Source organism: Novilysobacter antarcticus, from assembly GCF_019802285.1.
Classification (GTDB): domain Bacteria; phylum Pseudomonadota; class Gammaproteobacteria; order Xanthomonadales; family Xanthomonadaceae; genus Novilysobacter; species Novilysobacter antarcticus.
The window spans coordinates 28,921-48,210 of sequence record NZ_JAIEUJ010000001.1; the positions used below are offsets into that span (position 1 = coordinate 28,921).

Genomic DNA, 19,290 nt, shown 5'->3' on the forward strand with positions numbered 1-19,290 from the left:
TGGAATACTGCGGCGCGGGGCAAGCCCATTTGCGACAGAAACGGGCACTGGTGGGCAGTTGGGGATGGAAGTGCTTGCGGGCTTGTGAAAAGTCCGTTATCTAAGGATCGGCCACAAGCGGTGCGTACAGCATCTGATGGCAAGGGGAGATAACTTTGGGCGTCATCAAGAAGAGCCAGCCGGCACTCGTCGGCGTGGATATCAGTTCGACTGCGGTCAAGCTTCTGCAGCTGTCGCGGGCTGGCAACCGGTATCGCGTGGAGCACTACGCGGTGGAACCGTTGCCACCCAACGCGGTGGTGGAAATGAACATCGTGGAACCCGAGGCGGTTGGCGAGGCGATCAAGCGCGCCATGGCCCGCTCGGGCACCCGCGCCAAGCACGCTGCAGCAGCCGTCTCCGGATCGGCGGTGATCACCAAGGTGATTCCGATGCCGGCCGAGCTGGACGGCGATGATCTGGAAGCCCAGGTCGAGCTGGAAGCGGTCAACTACGTGCCGTATCCGATCGAGGAAGTGAACCTCGACTTCGAAGTGCTCGGGCCGATGCCGGGCAGTCCGGATTCGGTGCAGGTGCTGCTGGCCGCATCGCGCTCGGAGAACGTCGAAGTCCGCGCCTCCGCGCTCGAGCTTGGCGGGCTGATCCCCCAGGTGATGGACGTGGAAGCGTTCGCGATCGAGAACGCATTTGCCCTGATCGCCGATCAGCTGCCCATCCCGCGCGACGGGCTGGTCGCGCTGATCGATGCAGGCGCGACGATGACCACGCTCAACGTCATCCGCCAGGGTCGCAGCATCTACAGCCGCGAGCAGGTGTTCGGCGGCAAGCAGCTGACCGACGAGATCATGCGGCGCTATGGCCTGAGCTACGAAGAAGCCGGTCTGGCCAAGCGCCAGGGCGGACTGCCGGAGACCTACGAGACGGAAACCCTCGATCCATTCAAGGAGGCCCTGGTCCAGCAGGTCAGCCGTCTGTTGCAGTTCTTCTATGCAGGCAGCGAGCACAACCGCGTCGACCAGATCGTGCTGGCCGGCGGGTGCGCGGCGATTGCCGGCATCGCGCCACTGGTCGAGGAGCAGCTGGGGGTCCCGACGATGGTCGCCAACCCGCTGGCACACATGACGTTGGGTCCACGCGTGCAGGCGCATGCGCTTGCGCAGGACGCCCCGGCCTTGATGATCGCGTGCGGACTGGCCTTGAGGAGTTTTGACTGATGGCACGGATCAACCTTCTTCCGTGGCGCGCTGAGCGCCGCAAGCAGCGCCAGAAGGACACCATGCTGCTGCTGGCGCTGTCCGCGCTGGGTGCGATCGTGCTGTCATTCATGATCATCTGGTACCACAACGCCCAGATCGAGGGTCAGAACGAGCGCAACGATTTCCTCAAGGCCAACATCGCCGAGGTGGACAAGAAGATCGAGGAGATCGACGAGCTGGACCGCAAGAAGTCCCAGCTGCTGGCGCGCAAGGAAGTCATCGAGGAGTTGCAGGCCAACCGCTCGCAGATGGTGCATCTGTTTGATTCGCTGGTGCGCACCATCCCCGACGGCGTCGTGCTGACCTCCATCAAGCAGGACAACGAGATCCTCACTTTGGAAGGCCGCTCGCAGTCCAATGCCCGCGTCAGTACCTATATGCGCAACCTGGAAGGCTCGGGCTGGATGACCCGTCCCGAGCTGTCGATCATTGAGGCCAAGGGGTTCGAGCAGGGCCTGCCGTACGAGTTCAAGTTGCAGGTCAAGCTGGCCAATCCCAGCGCGACCGGGGACGAGGACGGGGATGGCGTTGTAGATGGGCAGGTCGCCCAGCTCGATACAGCGACTGAGGCTGTCGCCGAGTCGGCGGGAGCGTCCGCGCCCGAGACGAGCGCTGCATCCGATGCCGGTCAGGCTGCACGCAGCGAGGACGCAGCCGATCTCGCCCCGAAGCCCGACGACGCAAACGAGGAACCCGCCGCGCCGGCCGCGTCGGCCGTTGCCCCTGAGAGTGGAGCCGCGTCGTGAGCAAGAAAATCAATATCAAGGAACTGGACTTCAACAACATCGGCGGCTGGCCGCAACAGGCGAAGATCGGCCTGTGCGTGATCCTGGCGCTGCTGATCGTGGGGCTCAGCTGGTGGCTGTTCGTGCGCGACAAGCGCGAGACCCTGGAAAGCCTGGAGCGCACCGAAACCGAGTTGCGAGGCACCTTCGAGACCAAGCAGGGCAGGGCATCCAACCTGGAGCCGCTGAAGCTGCAACTGGCCGAGATGGAGCAGCAACTGCAGCAGATGCTGCGGCAGTTGCCGAGCAAGACCGAGATGCCCGACCTGATCGTCGACATCTCGCAGACTGCGCTGGCCACCGGCATCGCCAACGAGCTGTTCCAGCCCGGCCCCGAGCAGCCCAAGGAGTTCTACGCGGAGAAGCCCATCGCCCTGCGCATGGTCGGCTCGTATCACCAGTTCGGTGGCTTTGTCAGCGGCGTGGCATCACTGCCACGGGTTGTCATCATGACGATGCACGACATCTCGCTGAAGCCACGCGGCAAGGGCAAGGAGACGGGCATCACCGCCAACTCGCCGCTGGAACTGGCCGGCACGGTGAAGACCTACCGCTATCTGGACGAAGAAGAGATGGCGGAGCAAGCCGCTGCCGCTGAAGCTGAAAAGAAGGGGGCAAAATGATGGGTAGCTCGACCATCCGCCGCCGTGCGGGAGCGCCACGTCTGCTGGTGGTGGTATTGGCGCTCGTCGCTGCGGCCGGCTGCACCCGCGGTGTGACCAGCACCTACGGCGATGCGCCGAACCTGGAAGGCTGGGTCGCGGACGTCAAGATGCGACCGGCACCGCCACTGGATCCGTTGCCGATCATGCAGCAGTTCGAGACCTTCGAATATGCCGCGCACGGCCTGCGGGATCCTTTCAGCAACGCGTTCACCGACCGCGACAACGGCGGCGGCCCACGGCCGGATTCGGATCGGCGCAAGGTGCCGCTGGAGCAGTTTCCGCTGGATTCGCTGGACATGGTGGGGACGCTGGGCCGGGGCGGTGGAACCGTTGCCCTGGTGATGGCGCCCGACAAGGTGACCTACAAAGTGACCCGGGGGGAGTACATGGGTCAGAGCGACGGCCGGGTGACCGGCGTGTTCGAGGACCGCATCGAGTTGGTGGAACTGGTGTCGGACGGTGCGGGGGGCTGGCTGGAACGTCCGGCGTCGCTCACCTTGGAAGATCAATAAGGATTGGGGAATTAGCACGATGACCGTTTACAAAGCCATACGATCGCCACGTGCGCAGCGCCCCATGGTGCTCCGCAATACAGGTTTGGGCCTGCTGTTGGGGGCGATGGCCGCCGTCAGTGGGGTGCATGCCGCCGGACCGGTGGGCGCCGACCCGGGCCAGGTGACCAGTGCGCATGTCGCACCGGCCTCCAGCCCGGATCCTGCCAAGCAGGTGCCTGGAACCGTCTCGGTGTCCAACATCGATTTCAAGCGGGGTGACGGGGGCGCGGGTCGCCTGATCCTGAGCTTCACCGGCGAAGGCGCTGCGCCGGACATGCGCAGCCAGGGCAGCTCGGTGGTCATCAACGTGGCCAACGCGTCCTTGCCGGCGAACCTGCAGCGACCGCTCAACGTGTCCGATTTCGCCACTCCGGTGGACAACATCGAAGCGCGCAGCAGCGGCGGTGGCACCACCCTGGTGCTCAACACCGGCGGTCCGTTCGAGTCGATGGCCTACCAGACCGGCAAGGACTACGTGGTCGAGATCGTGCCGCGCGCTGAGGTGGCCACGGCTGCCAAGTCGAGCCGTGCACCGGCGATGGGCGCAACCAGTGGCGTTTCGACGACGGAGACCAAGGTCTACGGCGGCCGTCCGGTCACGTTCAACTTCCAGGACGTGCCGGTGCGTACCGTGCTGCAGCTGGTGGCCGAGGAATCCAACCTCAACATCGTTGCCGCCGACACCGTGCAGGGCAACGTGACGCTGCGTTTGATCAACGTGCCGTGGGACCAGGCGCTGGACATCGTGCTGCAGGCCAAGGGCCTGGACAAGCGTCGCAGCGGCAACGTCGTGTGGGTGGCTCCCCAGGCCGAGCTGGCCCAGCATGAGCAGGCCCGTGAAGATGCGCGGATCGCCATGTCCAACCGGGTCGAGTTGACCACCGAGTACATCCAGATCAACTACCACAACGCCGGCCAGATCTACACGGCGTTGACCGAAGCCAAGGGGGTCGGCGGTTCGGGTGGCAGCGGCGGTTCGGGTGGCGGCAGCAGCAATACCGACACCGGCTTCCTGTCGCCGCGCGGCCGTCTGGTCGCCGACGAGCGGACCAATACCCTGATGATCAGCGACACGCCGAAGAAGGTCGCCGAGATGAAGGAGCTGATCGCCGTGATCGACCGTCCGGTCGACCAGGTTGTGATCGAGGCGCGCGTCGTGGTCGCCACCGAGAGTTTCTCGCGTGAGCTGGGCGCGCGGTTCGGCGTCAGCGGGACCAAGAACAATGTCGGCTTCAGCGGTGACCTGGAAGTAAATCGGGAAAATCTGAACTCGGTCAATGACGGCGACCCGGACACCATTATCAAGCGCGCGCTGATGAGCAACCTGGCCGTGGCCAACCCCGCCGGCGCGGTCGCGCTGTCGATCCTCAATGCCGGTTACCTGCTCGACATCGAGCTGTCGGCGATGCAGACGCAGGGCCGTGGTGAGGTGATCTCCAACCCGCGCATCGTCACCAGCAACCAGCGGGAAGCGGTGATCAAGCAGGGTCAGGAAGTGGGTTACGTGACCATCCAGCCGGCGACGGCGGGCGGCGTGGCGACCCCGAGCGTGCAGTTCAAGGAAGTCGTGCTGGAGATGAAGGTCACGCCGACCATCACCAACGACGGCCGCGTATTCCTCAACCTCAACGTCAAGAAAGACGAGATCGAGGGCTTCGTCAAAACCGGTATCGGCGACGTGCCCCAGATCAGCACCCGCGAAGTCAACACCGCGGTGCTGGTGGAGGACGGCCAGACCGTCGTGGTTGGCGGTGTGTACGAGTTCCGCGACCGCGAAGACGCGAGCAAGGTGCCCTTCCTGGGCGACATCCCCTTCCTTGGCAACCTGTTCAAGAAGAAGGGTCGCCAGAAGGAAAAGGCGGAATTGCTGATCTTCGTCACCCCCAAGGTGCTGGAAGTGTCGCAGCGCAACCACCGCAACTGACCCGGCGGTGGGATGGGAAAACGGAGCCTTCGGGCTCCGTTTTTTTTGGCGAAACGCTGAACGTCGGTATCAGCGCGTTGAACCCCTCGCGCCCAGTTCGGTCAAACTTGCCCCACGCCTGCAATCGGGGCCGCAACCGGGATTCTTGATGGAACATGTGACTGACGATTTCGCTCCAGCCGCCGGGACCGGCGAACCCCCCACGCAAGGTCGGCTGCAGGCGGCGTTTGACGAGCTGAGGGCCGCGTTGTCGGAACAGATCATCGGCCAATCACGGTTGGTCGAACGGCTGTTGATCGCACTGCTCGCGGATGGCCATCTTTTGGTGGAAGGTGCGCCCGGGCTGGCCAAGACAACGGCGATCCGAGCGCTGGCATCGCGGCTAGACGCGGACTTCGCCCGCGTGCAGTTCACCCCGGACCTGCTGCCCTCGGATCTGACCGGCACCGAGATCTGGAGGCCGCAGGATGGCCGTTTCGAGTTCATGCCGGGCCCGGTATTTCATCCGATCCTGCTGGCCGACGAGATCAACCGCGCGCCGGCGAAGGTGCAGTCGGCATTGCTGGAGGCGATGGGCGAGCGCCAGGTCACGGTAGGCCGGGCGACCTATCCGTTGCCGGATCTGTTCCTGGTCATGGCGACCCAGAACCCGATCGAGCAGGAGGGGACATTCCCCCTGCCTGAAGCGCAACTGGACCGTTTCCTGATGCACGTACGGATCGGCTACCCCGACGTGGACGCCGAAACACGCATCCTGGCCTTGGCACGCAATCAGGCGCGCCGCGCGCTGACCCACACCGAGCAGTCGTTCCAGCGTTTGCCGCTGGAGGACGTCTTCGCAGCGCGCGCGGAGGTGCTCGAGCTGCACGTCGCGCCGATGGTGGAACGATACCTGGTGGAGCTGGTGCTGGCCTCGCGTGACGCCAGCAGCTACGACGCCGCCCTCGCGCGCCGGATCGAGTGGGGCGCGAGCCCGCGCGGATCCATCGCCCTGGAGCGTTGTGCGCGTGCGCGCGCCTGGCTGCTGGGCCGTGATTTCGTCACTCCCGACGACGTGCGCGACGTCGCGCCGGACGTGTTGCGCCATCGCGTATTGCCCAGTTACGAAGCCACCGCAGAAGGGTGGGACGGGGATCGCCTGGTGGCCGAACTCATTGCCAAGGTGCCGTTGCCGTGAGCGATGGGGTCATCCCCCGGATCGATGAACTGGTGGCACTGCGCGCCGCAGTAACCGGGCGCCGGACGGCGCGGAGGGGCAGTCATGGCGGTGGCCAGGCCATTTCACCGATGCGGGGCCGCGGCATGGAATACGCCGAGTCGCGCGAGTACGCCGCAGGCGACGACGCGCGCCACATCGACTGGCGGGTGACCGCGCGCACGGGGCGTGCTCACACCAAGCTCTACCAGGCCGAGCGGGAGCGACTGAGTCTCATCGTCGCCGACACTGCCGACAGCCTGTATTTCGGTACCCGTGTGCGCTTCAAGTCGGTGCAGGCGGCGCGCGCCGGGGCCATTGCGGCCTGGGCCGCGATCCGCGACGGTGATCGCGTCGCGGCCCTGCGCGGGTCCACCGTCGAACCGCCGGTTTCCCCGGCTGGAGGCGCACGCGGAGCGTTGCGGGTGATCGAAGCGCTGGCGCGTTGGTACGCCGCCCCGCCCGATAACGACAAAGGCCTGCCAGTCGCTTTGGACCATGCCCAGCGGGTGTTGCGGCCGGGCTCCCGGGTGCTGGTGCTGGCCGATCCTGCCAGTGTCGCCGCCCTGCCTGCGTCCCGCTGGACCGCGCTCGCGCGCCACCAGGAGGTGGTCCTGTTGCTGTTGACCGATCCGCTTGAGGTGCATCCGCCTTCTGCGGTGCTGCCTTTCCAAGCTGGAGGCCATCGGGTCGAGGTCGATCTGGCCGGGGCTGCCGCCCGGCAGCGCTGGGACGCCGAGTTCTCCGCCCCCGTGCGTGCTGTGCTGAAGACCCTGCCCACCCGCGGCGTGCGGGTGCATGTCCTGTCCAGCGATGCCCCCAGCGAATCCTGGCTGGCGCTGCAGGACCGACGTCCCGCACTGGTTGCGTGATGCAGAACCCGACACTGCTGCTGCGTGATATCCACCAGCCGCCGGCGCCGCCGTTCTGGCCGCCTGCACCGGGATGGTGGCTGCTGGCGGGTGCCGTCCTGCTGGTGCTGGGTGTCATGATGGCCGTGCGGTGGAAGCGCGCGCAGCGACGGCGGGAGATCGCAGCGATCTTTGACAGCGCCGTTGCTGACGCGCCGACCCCGGTGGATGAAGTGGCAGCCATCTCCCAGCTTTTACGCCGCGCCGCGCGCCGTATCGATCCGTCAGCCGACCGCCTGCGGGGGGATGCGTGGCTGGCATTTCTCGACCGCCACGCTGGCGATGGCCGGCGCAGGCGGAGGTCCGGCGCGGCCGACGGCGGGTTCGCCGGCGCACCGGGACGCTTGCTGGTGGAAGGTGCCTTCCGGCCGGAGAGCGACGTCGACCCGGCCGATGTCGCGGCCCTGCGATCACTGGCGCGTGCGCGGTTCCAGCAGTGGATGGCCGCCACGTGAGCGGCCTGCTCGCCAACATCGTGGGTGCATGGCTGGATGGTTTCGCGTGGCCGTGGCTGTTGCTCGCCCTGCCGTTGCCATGGCTGGCGCGCCGGGTTTTGCCGGCGCGGCGGAGTTCGGTCCCGGCGCTGAGAGTGCCGTTCGGTGACCGCCTGGCAGGGTTGGGGTCGGCTGCGACCGGCAGCGCCCGCAATGCCCGCACGTGGCTGGCCTGGGCGGCGTGGCTCCTGCTCTGCATCGCGGCGGCCCGGCCGCAACAGGTCGGTGAGGCGGTCGTGCCTCCGCAATCGGGTCGCGAAATGATGGTCGCGCTGGACCTTTCGGGCAGCATGAGCGAGCCCGACATGATCCTCGGCGGGCGCCGGGTGGACCGGCTCACTGCGGCGAAGGCGGTGCTGTCGGATTTCCTCGACCGCCGCGAGGGCGATCGCGTCGGCTTGCTGGTGTTCGGCCAACGCGCGTACGTGCTGGCGCCGCCGACGCTGGATCTGGCGACGGTGCGCCAGCAGCTTGGCGACAGCGTGGTCGGACTGGCGGGCCGCGAAACCGCGATCGGTGACGGCATCGGCCTGGCGGTGAAACGGCTGGTGAGTGGCGCGGAGGATCGCGACACAGGCGAGCACGTGCTGATCCTGCTCACCGATGGCGTCAACAACGCGGGCATGCTGGAACCACTGAAGGCCGCAGAACTGGCACGCGATGCCGGCGTGCGTGTTTACACCGTCGCTTTTGGTGGTGACGGCGCAATGTCCGTGTTCGGATTCCAGCTTCCGGTTCCCGCGGGCGAGGATGAGGTTGACGAGGCGACGCTCACGCGGATTGCCGAAAGCACCGGCGGGCGGTTCTTCCGCGCCCGCGACACCGCCCAGCTGGCCGGCATCTACGCCGAGATCGACCGGCTCGAGCCGATCCGGCACCCCGGCGAAGCAGTGCGGCCGCGGATCGAGCGTTACCAGTGGCCATTGGGTGCAGCGCTCGGATTGGGCCTGCTCGGCTTTGCCGCGCCGCGCCGGAGGTTTCTGTGATGGCGGCGCTCGCCCAGCTGCAGTGGCTGCGGCCGGACTGGCTGTGGGCGTTGGCGCTGCTGCCGGTGCTGGGGTGGTGGTGGCAGCGTCGCCGGGCCAGCGCCAGCATCTGGACGCAGGCGGTGGATGCGCATCTGTTGCCGCACCTGCTCAGCCCGGGGCCAGTTTCGCGTCGCTGGCTCGCGCCGGCGATCGCCGCGTTGGCGTTCATCCTCTGCGTGCTCGCGCTGGCCGGTCCCAGCCTGCGCGAGGTCCAGCAGCCACTTTGGGCCCAGGACTCGCCGCTGGTGGTCGCGGTCGATCTCTCCAGCGCGAGTCTTGCAGCGGATACGCCGCCGTCGCGGATCGCACGGGTACGGGTGAAACTGGCCAGTCTGTTGGCGGGTCGCGAAGGCGGTCAGGTCGGCTTGGTGGCTTGGGCGGGCGAGGCGTTCACGGTGGCGCCCCTGACGGCTGATACCGCCAATGTCGCGTTGTTTCTGGATGCACTGGAGCCCGATGTCATGCCGGTTGATGGTCAGCGGCCGGACCGCGCTATCGCGCGCTCGGCCCAATTGCTGGCCCAGGCCGGTTTCCAGGACGGGACAATCCTGTTGCTGAGCGATCACGCGACCCCGTCCGCCCAGGCGGAGGCCGCCAAGGCGCGTGCGCGCGGCTACACCGTATCCGTGCTGGGGCTGGGCACGGCGGACGGAGCGCCTTATCGCGCGGCCGGGGGAGAGATCGATGTCGCCCGCCGCGATGATGCCTCGTTGCAGGGCCTGGCGACGGCCGGGGGCGGCCGCTATACGGCGCTTACCGAAAGCAACGACGACCTCTCCGCGCTGGGAGTCCTGGACTCCCGCCGTGGCGCAGCGACTGCAGGCGAAACGGAGTCGGGCAGTTCGGTCACCACACGCGCGGACGATGGCTACTGGTTGCTGCTGCCTGTGATGCTGCTGGCCCTGCTTGCATTCCGCCGCGGCGCGCCGGTCCTGCTGCTGGTGATATGCCTCTGGCTCCCCGGCCGTGACGCATTTGCAGCCGAGCTGTGGCAACGCCCGGACCAGCGCGCCCACCGAACGATGCAGAACGCGGAAGCGGCGTATCGACGTGGCGACTTTGATCAGGCGGCGAAACTCTACGGTGATGTGGACGGCGCCGACGCGCACTACAACCGCGGCAACGCGCTTGCCCGTCAAGGCAGTTACGCCGATGCGATCGCCGCGTATGACGAAGCGCTGAAGGTGGCGCCGGACATGGAGGACGCGATCGCCAACCGGCGCGCGGTGGAGGCGGCGATGAACCGTAAGCCACCTCCGGGTCAGAAGTCGTCCCCCGGGGCATCCCGTGCGCCCAACGACGACGCCGATTCGGGCAGTGGCGACGGTTCGTCGGACGCGGAGCGCGGCGACGAACAAAAGAAGAAAGAGAATGCCGAACAGGGCAATGACGACGGCGCCGGCGAGGGTCGCGGTGGGGAGACGCCCGCGGCCCAGAACGAGCAGGGCAAGTCCGCACGCCCAGGCAACGACAACCAAGACGCCGCGGACGAATCCAACGACCCTGAAGCCGCCGATGCCGAGGCGCAGGCCGCCGCCGATGCGGCGCAGCGCGAACGCATGCGCGAGGCACTGGATAACGCGCGCGAGAATGGCGAAAGCGACGGCGCTGCCCCTGCCGAGGCGACGTCCGAGAGTGCCGGGGAGCGTGAACAGCGCATGGCCAACGAGGCCTGGTTGCGACGGATCCCCGATGATCCCGGCGGTCTGCTGCGGCGCAAGTTCCGGATTGAATACGAGCGCCGCCAGCGCGAAGGGAGTACCGATTGATGAAGCCCATGGTCCAAGGCCTGCTGCAGATGCTGGCCTGCCTGCTGTTGCTGGTCAGCCTGGACGCGACCGCCAAGACACGGGCGTGGCTGGACCGCGACAACATCGCGCTGGGTGAGACAACAACCCTCAACATCGAGACCGACACCGGCACCGCACCCGACTACGCACCGCTGCAGGCGGATTTCGCGATCAGTGGCCATACCAGTCGCCGCCAGGTGGAACTGGGCGGAGGCAAGGTCACCAGCCGCACGCTGTATGCCGTTGCGCTGCAGCCACGTCGCCAGGGCGTGTTGACGATTCCGGGAATCGCGGTGGGCGGCGAGCGGACCAATCCGCTGCCGCTGACGGTCGGTCCGGGAAATGCGGCCACCCCGTCGCAGGCCGGTGCCGACGTCTTCCTTGAGAGTGAGCCGGACGACGACTCGCCCTACGTGCAGCAGGCGGTGGGCTGGACGGTGCGACTGTATTCGGCCGTTCCGCTGGTGTCCGGCCAGCTCGACCAGCCGGCACCGCCGGGCGTCTCCCTGACCCAGGTCGGCGAGGATCTCCGCTTTGACCGCCAGATCGGCGGCCGCGATTACAGCGTGGTCGAGCGTCATTACCTGCTGGTCCCCGACCGCAGCGGCGAGTTGGAGGTGCCCGGGGCGGTATTCCGCGGTCGAGGTGTGAGCGGGTTTTTCGATGACCTCATGGGGCGTGGCGACAGTTTGCAGGCGAAGGCGCCAGCCAGCACGCTCACCGTGCAGCCGATTCCCGCCCAGGCGCCGCAACCGTGGCTGCCTCTGCAGGGGCTGGAGTTGCGCTATCTGGCCACCCCCCAGAGCGCCGAGGCGGGGGCGGCTGCCACCCTCACCGTGGAGGCCGTGGTGGACGGCGCGAGCGCGTCCCAGTTGCCGGAGCTGCGTTTGCCCGAGGTTGAAGGCGCGCAGGTATTCCCGGAGCCGGTGCAGACCGAAGAGCGCTGGGTCGATGGGAGACCCCAGGTCACCCTGCGTCGGCAGTTTGCGCTGGTGCCCGCGCAGGAGGGGACACTCCGCATTCCCGGTCCGCAGATGGCCTGGTGGGACGCAGTGGCCGGCCAGGCGCGTACTGCCGAACTGCCGGCACTCGCCCTTGAAGTCTCGGCAGCGGCAAACAGCGGTCCGGCAACCGGTATCTCCGGTGCGCCAAGTGGCACGCCCGATGGCGTGGCTGGCGCTGGTCCGGGGCAGGGCGCTGCCGCGAATCACCAGCCGTGGGTCATCGCCACGGTTGTTTTCGGCCTGGCATGGCTGCTGACCCTGTTATGGGGGCTGCACCGCGTGCCCGCGACTGCGTCGGTACCCCGCGCTGTTGGCGATCCAGCCGACCCGGGCAGAAGCCAGCCTGCGGCGGACCTGTCGGGCTTTGCCAGGTCGTTGGATCACGGCGACTTCGACGAGGTGGCAGCCCGGCTGTGCGGGCTGGCGCGACCGCCGGCCGCCGACATCGATGAGGCGCGCGCCCGGCTTGCCGATTCGGCCCAGCGCGAGGCCGTGGCGGCCATGCAGCGCGCGCGCTGGGGCGGCGGCGACGGGGTGGTTGCGCGACAGCAGTTGCGATCCGCCTTCGCCGCGGGTCCGCAATGGAATGAAAGTCATGCACCTGTGGCGAGCTCCACGGCGTTGCTGCCCCCGCTGTATCCACCACGCTGAGGTGAGGGTCAGGGCGTCCGGGTTTGTTACGCTCGCTCGCTGCCCCCGGGGAGTGCACTGATGACTGAACCCACGCCTGCCGCCACGCCGCGGACGCGGATGCCGCTGCACTGGAAGATGGCGCTCGGCTTCGCGTCCGGCCTGTTGCTGGGGTTGCTGGTGTACTCGGCTGACGTGCCGGGCGCCGACGTGTTCATGCGCTACGTGACCGATCCGGTCGGCCAGCTGTTCCTGCGCCTGCTGTTCATGCTGGTGATCCCGCTGATCTTCTCCGCGCTCATGCTGGGAGTGGTGGAGATCGGCGATCCCGAATCGCTCGGCCGGATCGGCCTGAAGACGCTTCTCTACATTCTTGTGGTCAGCGCGATCGCTGTCGCCATCGGGATGGTGATGGTCAACGTGTTCCAGCCGGGCGCGGGCATGTCGCGCGAGGTCGGCGAGGCGCTGATGGCGCGCGAGTCGGAGGCCAGCGCGGCGATCATGACCCACCGCGAATCGCTGTCGGGCATCGAGATCCTGCTCAACATCGTGCCCCGCAATCCGGTGCAGGCGGCGGCCGATGGCGAGCTGATCGCGGTGATGTTCTTCGCGCTGATGTTCGGCATCGCGGCGACGGTGATGCGCACGCCGGGGGTCAACGCGTTCGTCGGCACCGTGCAGGGCATCTATGAGATCAGCCTGAAACTGATCGACTGGGTGATCAGGATGGCGCCCTACGCGGTGTTCGCGCTGATGTTCAGCCTTGCGGGGAAGGTCGGCCTTTCCGCGCTCAAGCCGCTGGCGATGTACGTGCTGGTGGCGGCCGGGGCGATGGCGCTGCACATGGTGGTGGTGTTTCCGCTGTTGCTGCGCTTCCTGGGCGGCATGTCGCCGCTGTTCTTCTTCCGCCGCGCCCAGCTGGCGATGCTGACCGCGTTCTCGACCTCGTCCTCCAGCGCGACCTTGCCGACCACGCTGCGCGTGGCCGAGGAGGAACTGGGAACGCCGCGGCGGATCGGCCGGTTCGTCTGCACCCTCGGCGCCACCGCCAACATGAACGGTACGGCCCTGTTCGAAGGGGTCACGGTGCTGTTCCTGGCGCAGTTTTTCCTGATCGACCTCAGTGTGGGCCAGCAGGTCCTGATCGTGCTGATGTGCGTGCTCGGCGGTGTCGGCGCTGCCGGTGTGCCGGGCGGATCGCTGCCGGTGATCGCGATGATCCTGGTGATGTTCGGAATTCCCCCGGAAGGCCTGGGTCTGATCCTGGGCGTCGACCGTTTCCTCGACATGTGCCGGACGTGCGTCAACGTCACCGGCGACCTGGTGGGTACGGTGGTGATTTCGCACAGCGAGTCGGGCAAGGTCCACGTCGAACTGCCCGAGTGAACGCCCGCCGCGGTACGCAGTGCTGCTGAGCGGCGCCATCGCAGAGCCACGCGTCACGGGGCTCGGGCCGCGGCGGTTTGGCCGCGCGCGCGGAACCGGCGACAATGGGCGACTGCCCTGCGCCGGAGGTGCGCGGGCCGCCCCCCATTCCTGGATCTGCCATGCCCACGCCCAGCCGTCGCGACCTTGCCAACGCCATCCGTTTCCTCGCCATCGATGCCGTCCAGGCGGCCAACTCCGGCCACCCGGGCATGCCGATGGGCATGGCCGACATAGCCGAGGTGCTCTGGAATGATTACCTGAGCCACAACCCGGCGAACCCCGGCTGGTTCAACCGTGACCGCTTCGTGTTGTCCAACGGCCATGGCTCGATGCTGCAGTACGCGCTGCTGCATCTGTCGGGGTATGACCTCTCGATCGACGACCTTAAGAACTTCCGCCAGCTCGAGTCGCGCACGCCGGGCCACCCGGAGAACTTCATGACCCCGGGCGTGGAAACCACGACCGGTCCGCTGGGCCAGGGCTTGGCCAACGCGGTCGGCATGGCGCTGGCCGAGAAGCTGCTCGCGCAGCGCTTCAACCGTCCCGAGCACGCCATCGTCGACCACCGCACCTGGGTGTTCATGGGCGATGGCTGCCTGATGGAAGGCATCTCGCACGAGGCCGCATCGCTCGCCGGGACCTGGGGCCTGCACAAGCTGGTCGCGTTCTGGGACGACAACCGCATCAGCATCGACGGCAACACCGCCGGCTGGTTCACCGACGACACCCCGGCGCGGTTCGAGGCCTACGGCTGGAATGTGGTGCGTGGCGTGGACGGCCACGACGCCGATGCGATCAAGCGCGCGATCGACGAGGCGATGTCGTGCAGCGACAAGCCGACCCTGCTGTGCTGTCGCACCACGATCGGTTACGGGTCGCCGAAGAAGGCCGGCAGCGAGTCCAGCCATGGCGCGCCGCTGGGCGCCGAGGAGATCGTCGCGACCCGCAAGGCGCTGGGCTGGGAGCACGGCGCGTTCGAGATCCCGGCCGAAATCTACGAGGGATGGCGCGTGGGCGGTGTCGGCAGGTTCCGCGAGGACCAGTGGAACGAGGCTTTCGACAACTACGCGGCCCGTTTCCCCGTCGAGGCGGCAGAGCTGGTCCGGCGCTCGCACGGTGAACTGCCCGACGACTTCGCCGATGCGGCCGATGCGTTCATCGCCAAGCTTCAGGCCGACGGCCCGGTGATCGCCTCGCGCAAGGCCTCGCAGAATGCGATCGAGGCGTTTGCCCCGCACCTGCCCGAGCTGGTCGGCGGTTCGGCCGACCTGGCCGGTTCCAACCTGACCTTGTGGAGCGGCAGCAAATCGGTCGCCGGCGATGACCGCGACGCCAACTACATCTATTACGGCGTGCGCGAGTTCGCGATGACCGCGATCAGCAACGGCCTGAGCGTCCATGGCGGTTTCATTCCGTATGACGGGACGTTCCTGGTGTTCAGCGACTACGCGCGCAATGCGGTGCGGATGAGCGCGCTGATGGGGGTCCGCGCGATCCACGTCTACACCCATGACTCCATCGGCTTGGGCGAAGACGGCCCGACGCATCAGCCGATCGAGCACATGGCCAGCCTGCGCTACATCCCCAACAACGATGTCTGGCGCCCGTGCGATGCGGTCGAATCGGCGGTCGCGTGGAAGGCGGCCATTGAGCGCCTGGATGGTCCCAGCTGCCTGGTGTTCTCGCGCCAGAACCTTGACCACCAGCCGCGCGACAACGCGCAGCTGGGCGACATTGCGCGCGGCGGCTACGTGCTCCGTGACGGTGGCGCGGACCCGGAGCTGATCCTGATCGCAACCGGCTCGGAAGTCGGTCTGGCGATGAAGGCTGCCGAGGAGCTGGGCGATGCGGTGCGCGTGGTTTCCATGCCCTCCACCGACGTGTTCGACCGTCAGGACGACGAGTACCGCGAAACCGTGCTCCCCAGCGCGTGCCGTAAACGCGTCGCGATCGAGGCCGGGGTCCCGGATTTCTGGGCCAAGTACGTCGGTCTGGATGGCGCGGTGATCGGCATCGACACCTTCGGCGCGAGCGCACCGGCGGACAAGCTGTTCCCGCACTTTGGGTTCACCGTCGACCACGTGGTTCGGGCGGCGCGCGCGCTGGGCTGAGCGGTCCCCGCGACTGGGCGCCTCCGGGGTCGGGAGGCGCCGGTCACAACTTCTCGTTGGACATTGCCGCACCGGCCGCACCTGGGGCTGGAAATTCCGCTTGACATCATCGTTTACATTCGTAATCTGAAGTAAGGATTACGGGTGTAAACAATGCAGATCAGCGAAGCCGAATCGATCGTCATGGAAGTTCTCTGGCAGCAGCAGCCGCTGGCGGCCGAGGACGTGGTCGCCGCCCTGGCCCCCAGCCAGGACTGGCAGGAGGCGACCATCAAGACCCTGCTCAACCGCCTGCTCAAGAAGGGCGCCATCTGCGCCAGCAAGGAAGGCCGGCGGTATCTCTACTCGCCCGTGCTGCAGCGCGCCGACTGGGTGAACACGGAGAGCTCGGTATTGCTCGACCGCCTGTTCGATGGCCGGGTCGCGCCGTTGGTGGCCCACTTCAGCGCCCATCGCAAGCTCAGTGCCGAGGACGTCTCGCAGCTGCGTGAACTGCTGGCGGAGATCGACGATGAGCGCCGCTGAGATCCTCCTGTTGCTGGGCCGCGCCGCAGTCGCCTCCAGCGTCGCGATGGGGTTGGTGTTGCTGCTGCGACGCCCGCTGCGTCGGGGGTTCGGCGCCGCCAGTGCCTACGCCGCGTGGCTGGGGGTACCTGCGTCTCTGGTCGCGGTGCTGGCACCCCTGGCGGGGTTCTCGCTGCAGCCGCACTGGATTGGTGGCCTGGGCGGGCTTCCGACTGTCGCAGCGGTCGAAGCGGCATCGTTCTCGGCGTTCAACCCGGCGACGTTTGTGCTTGTGATCTGGATTGCCGGCGTGGGCGCGATGGTGGTGCGTTTTGCAATCCAGCAATGCCGCTTTCACCGTGCGCTGGGGCACCTGCAAGAGCGTGCCGACGGTACGCGCCAGGCGAGTGCGGCCCAGGGCTTGCCGGCGGCGATGGGCCTGTTGCGCCCAAGGATCGTGGTGCCGCTGGATTTTGACCAGCGCTACAGCGACGAGCAGCGCGAGTTGATGCGCGCGCATGAGTCCACCCACATCCGTCGCGGCGACCTGCAGGTCAACGCGTTCGCCGTTGGCCTGCGCTGCCTGTTCTGGTTCAACCCGCTGGTCCACGTCGCGGCGGTGCATTTCCGCCACGACCAGGAGCTGGCCTGCGATCAGCGCGTGATCGCCCGATACCCGCAATCGCGCCGCGCCTATGGCGAGGCCATGTTGAAAACCCAGCTGGCCGGTCAACCCGTGCCGCTGGGATGCCACTGGGGTTACAGCCATCCACTCAAGGAGAGAATCGAGATGCTCAAGCAACCCGTTGTTGGACTGCCGCGCTGGATTGCCGGCACCGTCGCGGCCAGCGCGCTGACCCTTGCCATGGGGGTTGGCGCCTGGGCCGCGCAGCCTGCCGGCTCGCCGGTCATTAGCGATACTCGCCCTGGCGGGAGGATGCCGCCACCGCGCTATCCGGCGGATGCCGCGAAGCAGGGCATTGGAGGCAAGGTGGTTCTGGTGTTGCAGCTGGACGCCCAGGGAAAAGTCTCCGGGGTCGAGGTGGAAAGCTCGCAGCCCGCTGGCGTGTTTGATCAGGCAGCGATCGACGCTGCGCGCAACTGGACCCTCAACCCGGCGATGAAAGATGGCAAGCCCGTGGCCGGCAAGGTGCGCGTGCCCGTCACCTTCGAGGCGGATCCACCTGCTCCTCCGGCGATTCCCGAAGCGCCCCGCGCGACGTAAGCGCGCCCCGCCGCGGGCACCCACGCAGACCTACAACCCGTCGGTGTGCGGTTCCAGCTGCAATGGCGTGCACAGATAACGGCGCCCGTCTGCTCCTGCCGGGGGCAGGCGGCCGCCGCGGATGTTCACCTGCAGCGATGGATACAGCAGCCAGGGCGCGGTAAGACTCGCGTCGCGTTCGGACCGGACCTTGCGAAACTCCTCCAGCGAGGTGCCCGCAGATAGCAGCCGGTTGTCGCGTCGCGACTCCGCCACGGTGACACCGGCGCGTCGCTCGCGACCCTCCGGCGGGTAGTCGTGACACAGCCAAAGGACGGTGTCACCCGGCAGCGCGTGCAGCCGGGTGATGGAGGCGTACAGCTGATCAATGCTGCCGCCGGGAAAGTCGCAGCGCGCGGTGCCCACGTCGGGCGCGAACAGGGTATCGCCAACGAACACGTTGTCGCCGATGCGATAGCTCAGGCTGTCGGCGGTGTGACCCGGCGTGGCCATCACCTCGATCGACAGCACACCGGCGCTCAACACTTCGCCGTCAGCGAGCAAGCGCTCGAACGCGTCTGCCAGCATCGGGTCGTTGCGGTCGATACCGAACACGGCCGAAAAGTGGTCCTGCACCGAGCGGATTCCCTCGCCGATGGCTACCGGAGCGTCGAGCCGTGCGCGGAGGAATGCGGCCGCGCTCAGGTGGTCGGCGTGGGCATGGGTCTCCAGGACGTGGTGGATCTGGAGCCTGTTGGCGGCGATGAAGTCCAGCACCGCGCGCGCCGACTCGGTGCGGATGCGGCCCGAGGGCTGGTCGTAGTCGAGCACCGGATCAATTACCACCGCGTCGCGGCCGTCATGGACGACGTAGCTCCAGGTACCGGTCAGCTCATGGAAAAACGGTTCCACCTGTGGCTGGCAGGTCATGCGTTCTCTCCGCCGGGGGCGGCGTCCACGGCGCAGAAGATCCCGTGCAGGGCCTTGATGATCTGCCGCGCCGGGCCTTCGCTGAGCGAGTAGTAGATCGTCTGCGCGTCTCGACGGGTATGAACCAGCCCGTCTGTACGCAGCAGGGCGAGGTGTTGTGACAAGGCCGATTGGCTCAGGTCGAGCTGGTTGTTGAGTTCACTGACCGATTGCTCGCCATCAACCAGCATGCACAGCAGCATCAGGCGCTTCTCGTTGCCCAGGGCCTTCAACAGGCGCACTGCGTCGCCCGCATGGCTGCGCATCGCGTCCGGATCGATCCCGGCCAGGGAGACGGTGGCGTCGGACGTGCTTTGAGCGGTCATCGACTGCTGCCTCAACGTGTGGTCACCGGCAAGCCGGCTTCGCTCCACGCGGTGATGCCGCCGCCGATCGAGCGCACGTTGGTAAAACCCATGCGCTGCAGGCTCGCCGCTGACAGCGCGGCGCGGCCACCGGTGCGGCAATACACCACGATGGGGCACGACTTGGAGGTCAGCGCCGGGTCGCTGACATTGGCGACGGCGGGGTGGGCGTCGACCTGGAACTCGAGTACGCCGCGCGGAATGTTGATCGCCTCGGCGATATGGCCGGTCTGGTATTCCGCCGGCTCACGCACATCGATCAACACCGCGCTGCCTCGATTGGCAGCCAGATCGCCGGGGGCGATTTCGTTGATCTGCTTGCGTGCTTCTTCGACAAGCTCGTTGGCGGTCACATGCATGACAGGACTCCTTAACGATGGAGCGCCAATATATCACTTGACTCTAATATAAGCAAAGGCTAATGTATGACTGTCGCGGCAGCCGCTGGCACCCGCCAGGGCCGGACTGACCAG

17 protein-coding genes and 1 pseudogene are annotated in these 19,290 nt (G+C 67.1%); 15 read left to right on the forward strand and 3 right to left on the reverse strand.

Annotated elements, in window-relative coordinates; all coding sequences use genetic code 11:
* Positions 1-155 precede the first annotated feature (155 nt).
* The 15 genes and pseudogenes from KZ491_RS00140 (at position 156) to KZ491_RS00210 (ending at position 17,504) form a co-directional block, all read left to right on the forward strand.
* Positions 156-1,214, forward strand: coding sequence for a pilus assembly protein PilM (locus tag KZ491_RS00140; protein ID WP_043957862.1), 1,059 nt, complete (start codon positions 156-158; stop codon positions 1,212-1,214).
* Positions 1,214-2,002, forward strand: coding sequence for a PilN domain-containing protein (locus tag KZ491_RS00145; RefSeq protein ID WP_222563875.1), 789 nt, complete (start codon positions 1,214-1,216; stop codon positions 2,000-2,002). Before KZ491_RS00140 ends, KZ491_RS00145 begins: the two co-directional genes overlap by 1 nt.
* A complete protein-coding gene (locus KZ491_RS00150) occupies positions 1,999-2,664 on the forward strand; it encodes a type IV pilus inner membrane component PilO (protein ID WP_222563876.1) in 666 nt (221 codons plus the stop codon). Before KZ491_RS00145 ends, KZ491_RS00150 begins: the two co-directional genes overlap by 4 nt.
* Complete coding sequence (locus KZ491_RS00155; RefSeq protein WP_425493062.1) at positions 2,661-3,218, forward strand: pilus assembly protein PilP; 558 nt, start codon at positions 2,661-2,663, stop codon at positions 3,216-3,218. The genes KZ491_RS00150 and KZ491_RS00155 overlap by 4 nt, the downstream gene beginning before the upstream one ends.
* Before the next feature lie 19 nt (positions 3,219-3,237).
* On the forward strand, positions 3,238-5,184 hold the full coding sequence (locus KZ491_RS00160) for a type IV pilus secretin PilQ (protein WP_246606430.1): 1,947 nt from the start codon (positions 3,238-3,240) through the stop codon (positions 5,182-5,184).
* A 148-nt stretch (positions 5,185-5,332) separates the two neighbouring features.
* On the forward strand, positions 5,333-6,361 hold the full coding sequence (locus tag KZ491_RS00165; protein WP_222563877.1) for an AAA family ATPase: 1,029 nt from the start codon (positions 5,333-5,335) through the stop codon (positions 6,359-6,361).
* On the forward strand, positions 6,358-7,251 hold the full coding sequence (locus KZ491_RS00170) for a DUF58 domain-containing protein (protein WP_343225501.1): 894 nt from the start codon (positions 6,358-6,360) through the stop codon (positions 7,249-7,251). Before KZ491_RS00165 ends, KZ491_RS00170 begins: the two co-directional genes overlap by 4 nt.
* A complete protein-coding gene (locus KZ491_RS00175; RefSeq protein WP_222563879.1) occupies positions 7,251-7,745 on the forward strand; it encodes a DUF4381 family protein in 495 nt (164 codons plus the stop codon). Before KZ491_RS00170 ends, KZ491_RS00175 begins: the two co-directional genes overlap by 1 nt.
* Before the next feature lie 5 nt (positions 7,746-7,750).
* Positions 7,751-8,770, forward strand: coding sequence for a vWA domain-containing protein (locus tag KZ491_RS00180; RefSeq protein WP_246606502.1), 1,020 nt, complete (start codon positions 7,751-7,753; stop codon positions 8,768-8,770).
* Entirely contained in the window at positions 8,770-10,581 is a 1,812-nt protein-coding gene (locus KZ491_RS00185) for a vWA domain-containing protein (protein WP_222563881.1), read from the forward strand. Before KZ491_RS00180 ends, KZ491_RS00185 begins: the two co-directional genes overlap by 1 nt.
* Positions 10,582-10,610: 29 nt before the next feature.
* Positions 10,611-10,922, forward strand: a pseudogene (locus KZ491_RS12900) (BatD family protein); the annotation flags it as partial.
* A 1,395-nt stretch (positions 10,923-12,317) separates the two neighbouring features.
* On the forward strand, positions 12,318-13,622 hold the full coding sequence (locus tag KZ491_RS00195) for a dicarboxylate/amino acid:cation symporter (RefSeq protein ID WP_222563883.1): 1,305 nt from the start codon (positions 12,318-12,320) through the stop codon (positions 13,620-13,622).
* 161 nt (positions 13,623-13,783) lie between these two features.
* Positions 13,784-15,775 (forward strand): transketolase, encoded by a 1,992-nt coding sequence (gene tkt, locus KZ491_RS00200; protein ID WP_222563884.1) that lies wholly within the window; start codon positions 13,784-13,786, stop codon positions 15,773-15,775.
* A gap of 153 nt (positions 15,776-15,928) precedes the next feature.
* On the forward strand, positions 15,929-16,300 hold the full coding sequence (locus tag KZ491_RS00205; RefSeq protein WP_222563885.1) for a BlaI/MecI/CopY family transcriptional regulator: 372 nt from the start codon (positions 15,929-15,931) through the stop codon (positions 16,298-16,300).
* Positions 16,287-17,504 carry a TonB family protein gene (locus KZ491_RS00210; protein ID WP_222563886.1) on the forward strand — a complete coding sequence of 406 codons (1,218 nt, stop codon included), beginning with the start codon at positions 16,287-16,289 and terminating at the stop codon, positions 17,502-17,504. Before KZ491_RS00205 ends, KZ491_RS00210 begins: the two co-directional genes overlap by 14 nt.
* A gap of 30 nt (positions 17,505-17,534) precedes the next feature.
* On the opposite strand, the gene KZ491_RS00215 is transcribed toward KZ491_RS00210, so the two are convergent.
* The 3 genes from KZ491_RS00215 to KZ491_RS00225 are packed head-to-tail and all read right to left on the reverse strand — an operon-like array spanning position 17,535 to position 19,176.
* The gene (locus KZ491_RS00215; RefSeq protein WP_222563887.1) at positions 17,535-18,413 is read right to left on the reverse strand and encodes an MBL fold metallo-hydrolase; all 879 of its coding nucleotides are present in this window, start codon (positions 18,411-18,413) and stop codon (positions 17,535-17,537) included.
* Positions 18,410-18,778, reverse strand: a complete 369-nt coding sequence (locus KZ491_RS00220; protein ID WP_246606431.1) for an ArsR/SmtB family transcription factor — start codon at positions 18,776-18,778, stop codon at positions 18,410-18,412. The genes KZ491_RS00215 and KZ491_RS00220 overlap by 4 nt, the downstream gene beginning before the upstream one ends.
* 11 nt (positions 18,779-18,789) lie before the next feature.
* Positions 18,790-19,176, reverse strand: coding sequence for a rhodanese-like domain-containing protein (locus KZ491_RS00225; protein WP_222563888.1), 387 nt, complete (start codon positions 19,174-19,176; stop codon positions 18,790-18,792).
* Positions 19,177-19,290: the final 114 nt, after the last annotated feature.

Coding starts and splice junctions, on each gene's coding strand:
- KZ491_RS00145 (WP_222563875.1), top strand. CDS start 1,214: ATGGCACGGATCAACCTTCTTCCGTGGCGCGCTGAGCGCCGCAAGCAG.
- KZ491_RS00155 (WP_425493062.1), top strand. CDS start 2,661: ATGATGGGTAGCTCGACCATCCGCCGCCGTGCGGGAGCGCCACGTCTG.
- KZ491_RS00160 (WP_246606430.1), top strand. CDS start 3,238: ATGACCGTTTACAAAGCCATACGATCGCCACGTGCGCAGCGCCCCATG.
- KZ491_RS00165 (WP_222563877.1), top strand. CDS start 5,333: ATGGAACATGTGACTGACGATTTCGCTCCAGCCGCCGGGACCGGCGAA.
- KZ491_RS00175 (WP_222563879.1), top strand. CDS start 7,251: ATGCAGAACCCGACACTGCTGCTGCGTGATATCCACCAGCCGCCGGCG.
- KZ491_RS00185 (WP_222563881.1), top strand. CDS start 8,770: ATGGCGGCGCTCGCCCAGCTGCAGTGGCTGCGGCCGGACTGGCTGTGG.
- KZ491_RS00195 (WP_222563883.1), top strand. CDS start 12,318: ATGACTGAACCCACGCCTGCCGCCACGCCGCGGACGCGGATGCCGCTG.
- tkt (WP_222563884.1), top strand. CDS start 13,784: ATGCCCACGCCCAGCCGTCGCGACCTTGCCAACGCCATCCGTTTCCTC.
- KZ491_RS00205 (WP_222563885.1), top strand. CDS start 15,929: ATGCAGATCAGCGAAGCCGAATCGATCGTCATGGAAGTTCTCTGGCAG.
- KZ491_RS00210 (WP_222563886.1), top strand. CDS start 16,287: ATGAGCGCCGCTGAGATCCTCCTGTTGCTGGGCCGCGCCGCAGTCGCC.
- KZ491_RS00215 (WP_222563887.1), bottom strand. CDS start 18,413: ATGACCTGCCAGCCACAGGTGGAACCGTTTTTCCATGAGCTGACCGGT.
- KZ491_RS00220 (WP_246606431.1), bottom strand. CDS start 18,778: ATGACCGCTCAAAGCACGTCCGACGCCACCGTCTCCCTGGCCGGGATC.
- KZ491_RS00225 (WP_222563888.1), bottom strand. CDS start 19,176: ATGCATGTGACCGCCAACGAGCTTGTCGAAGAAGCACGCAAGCAGATC.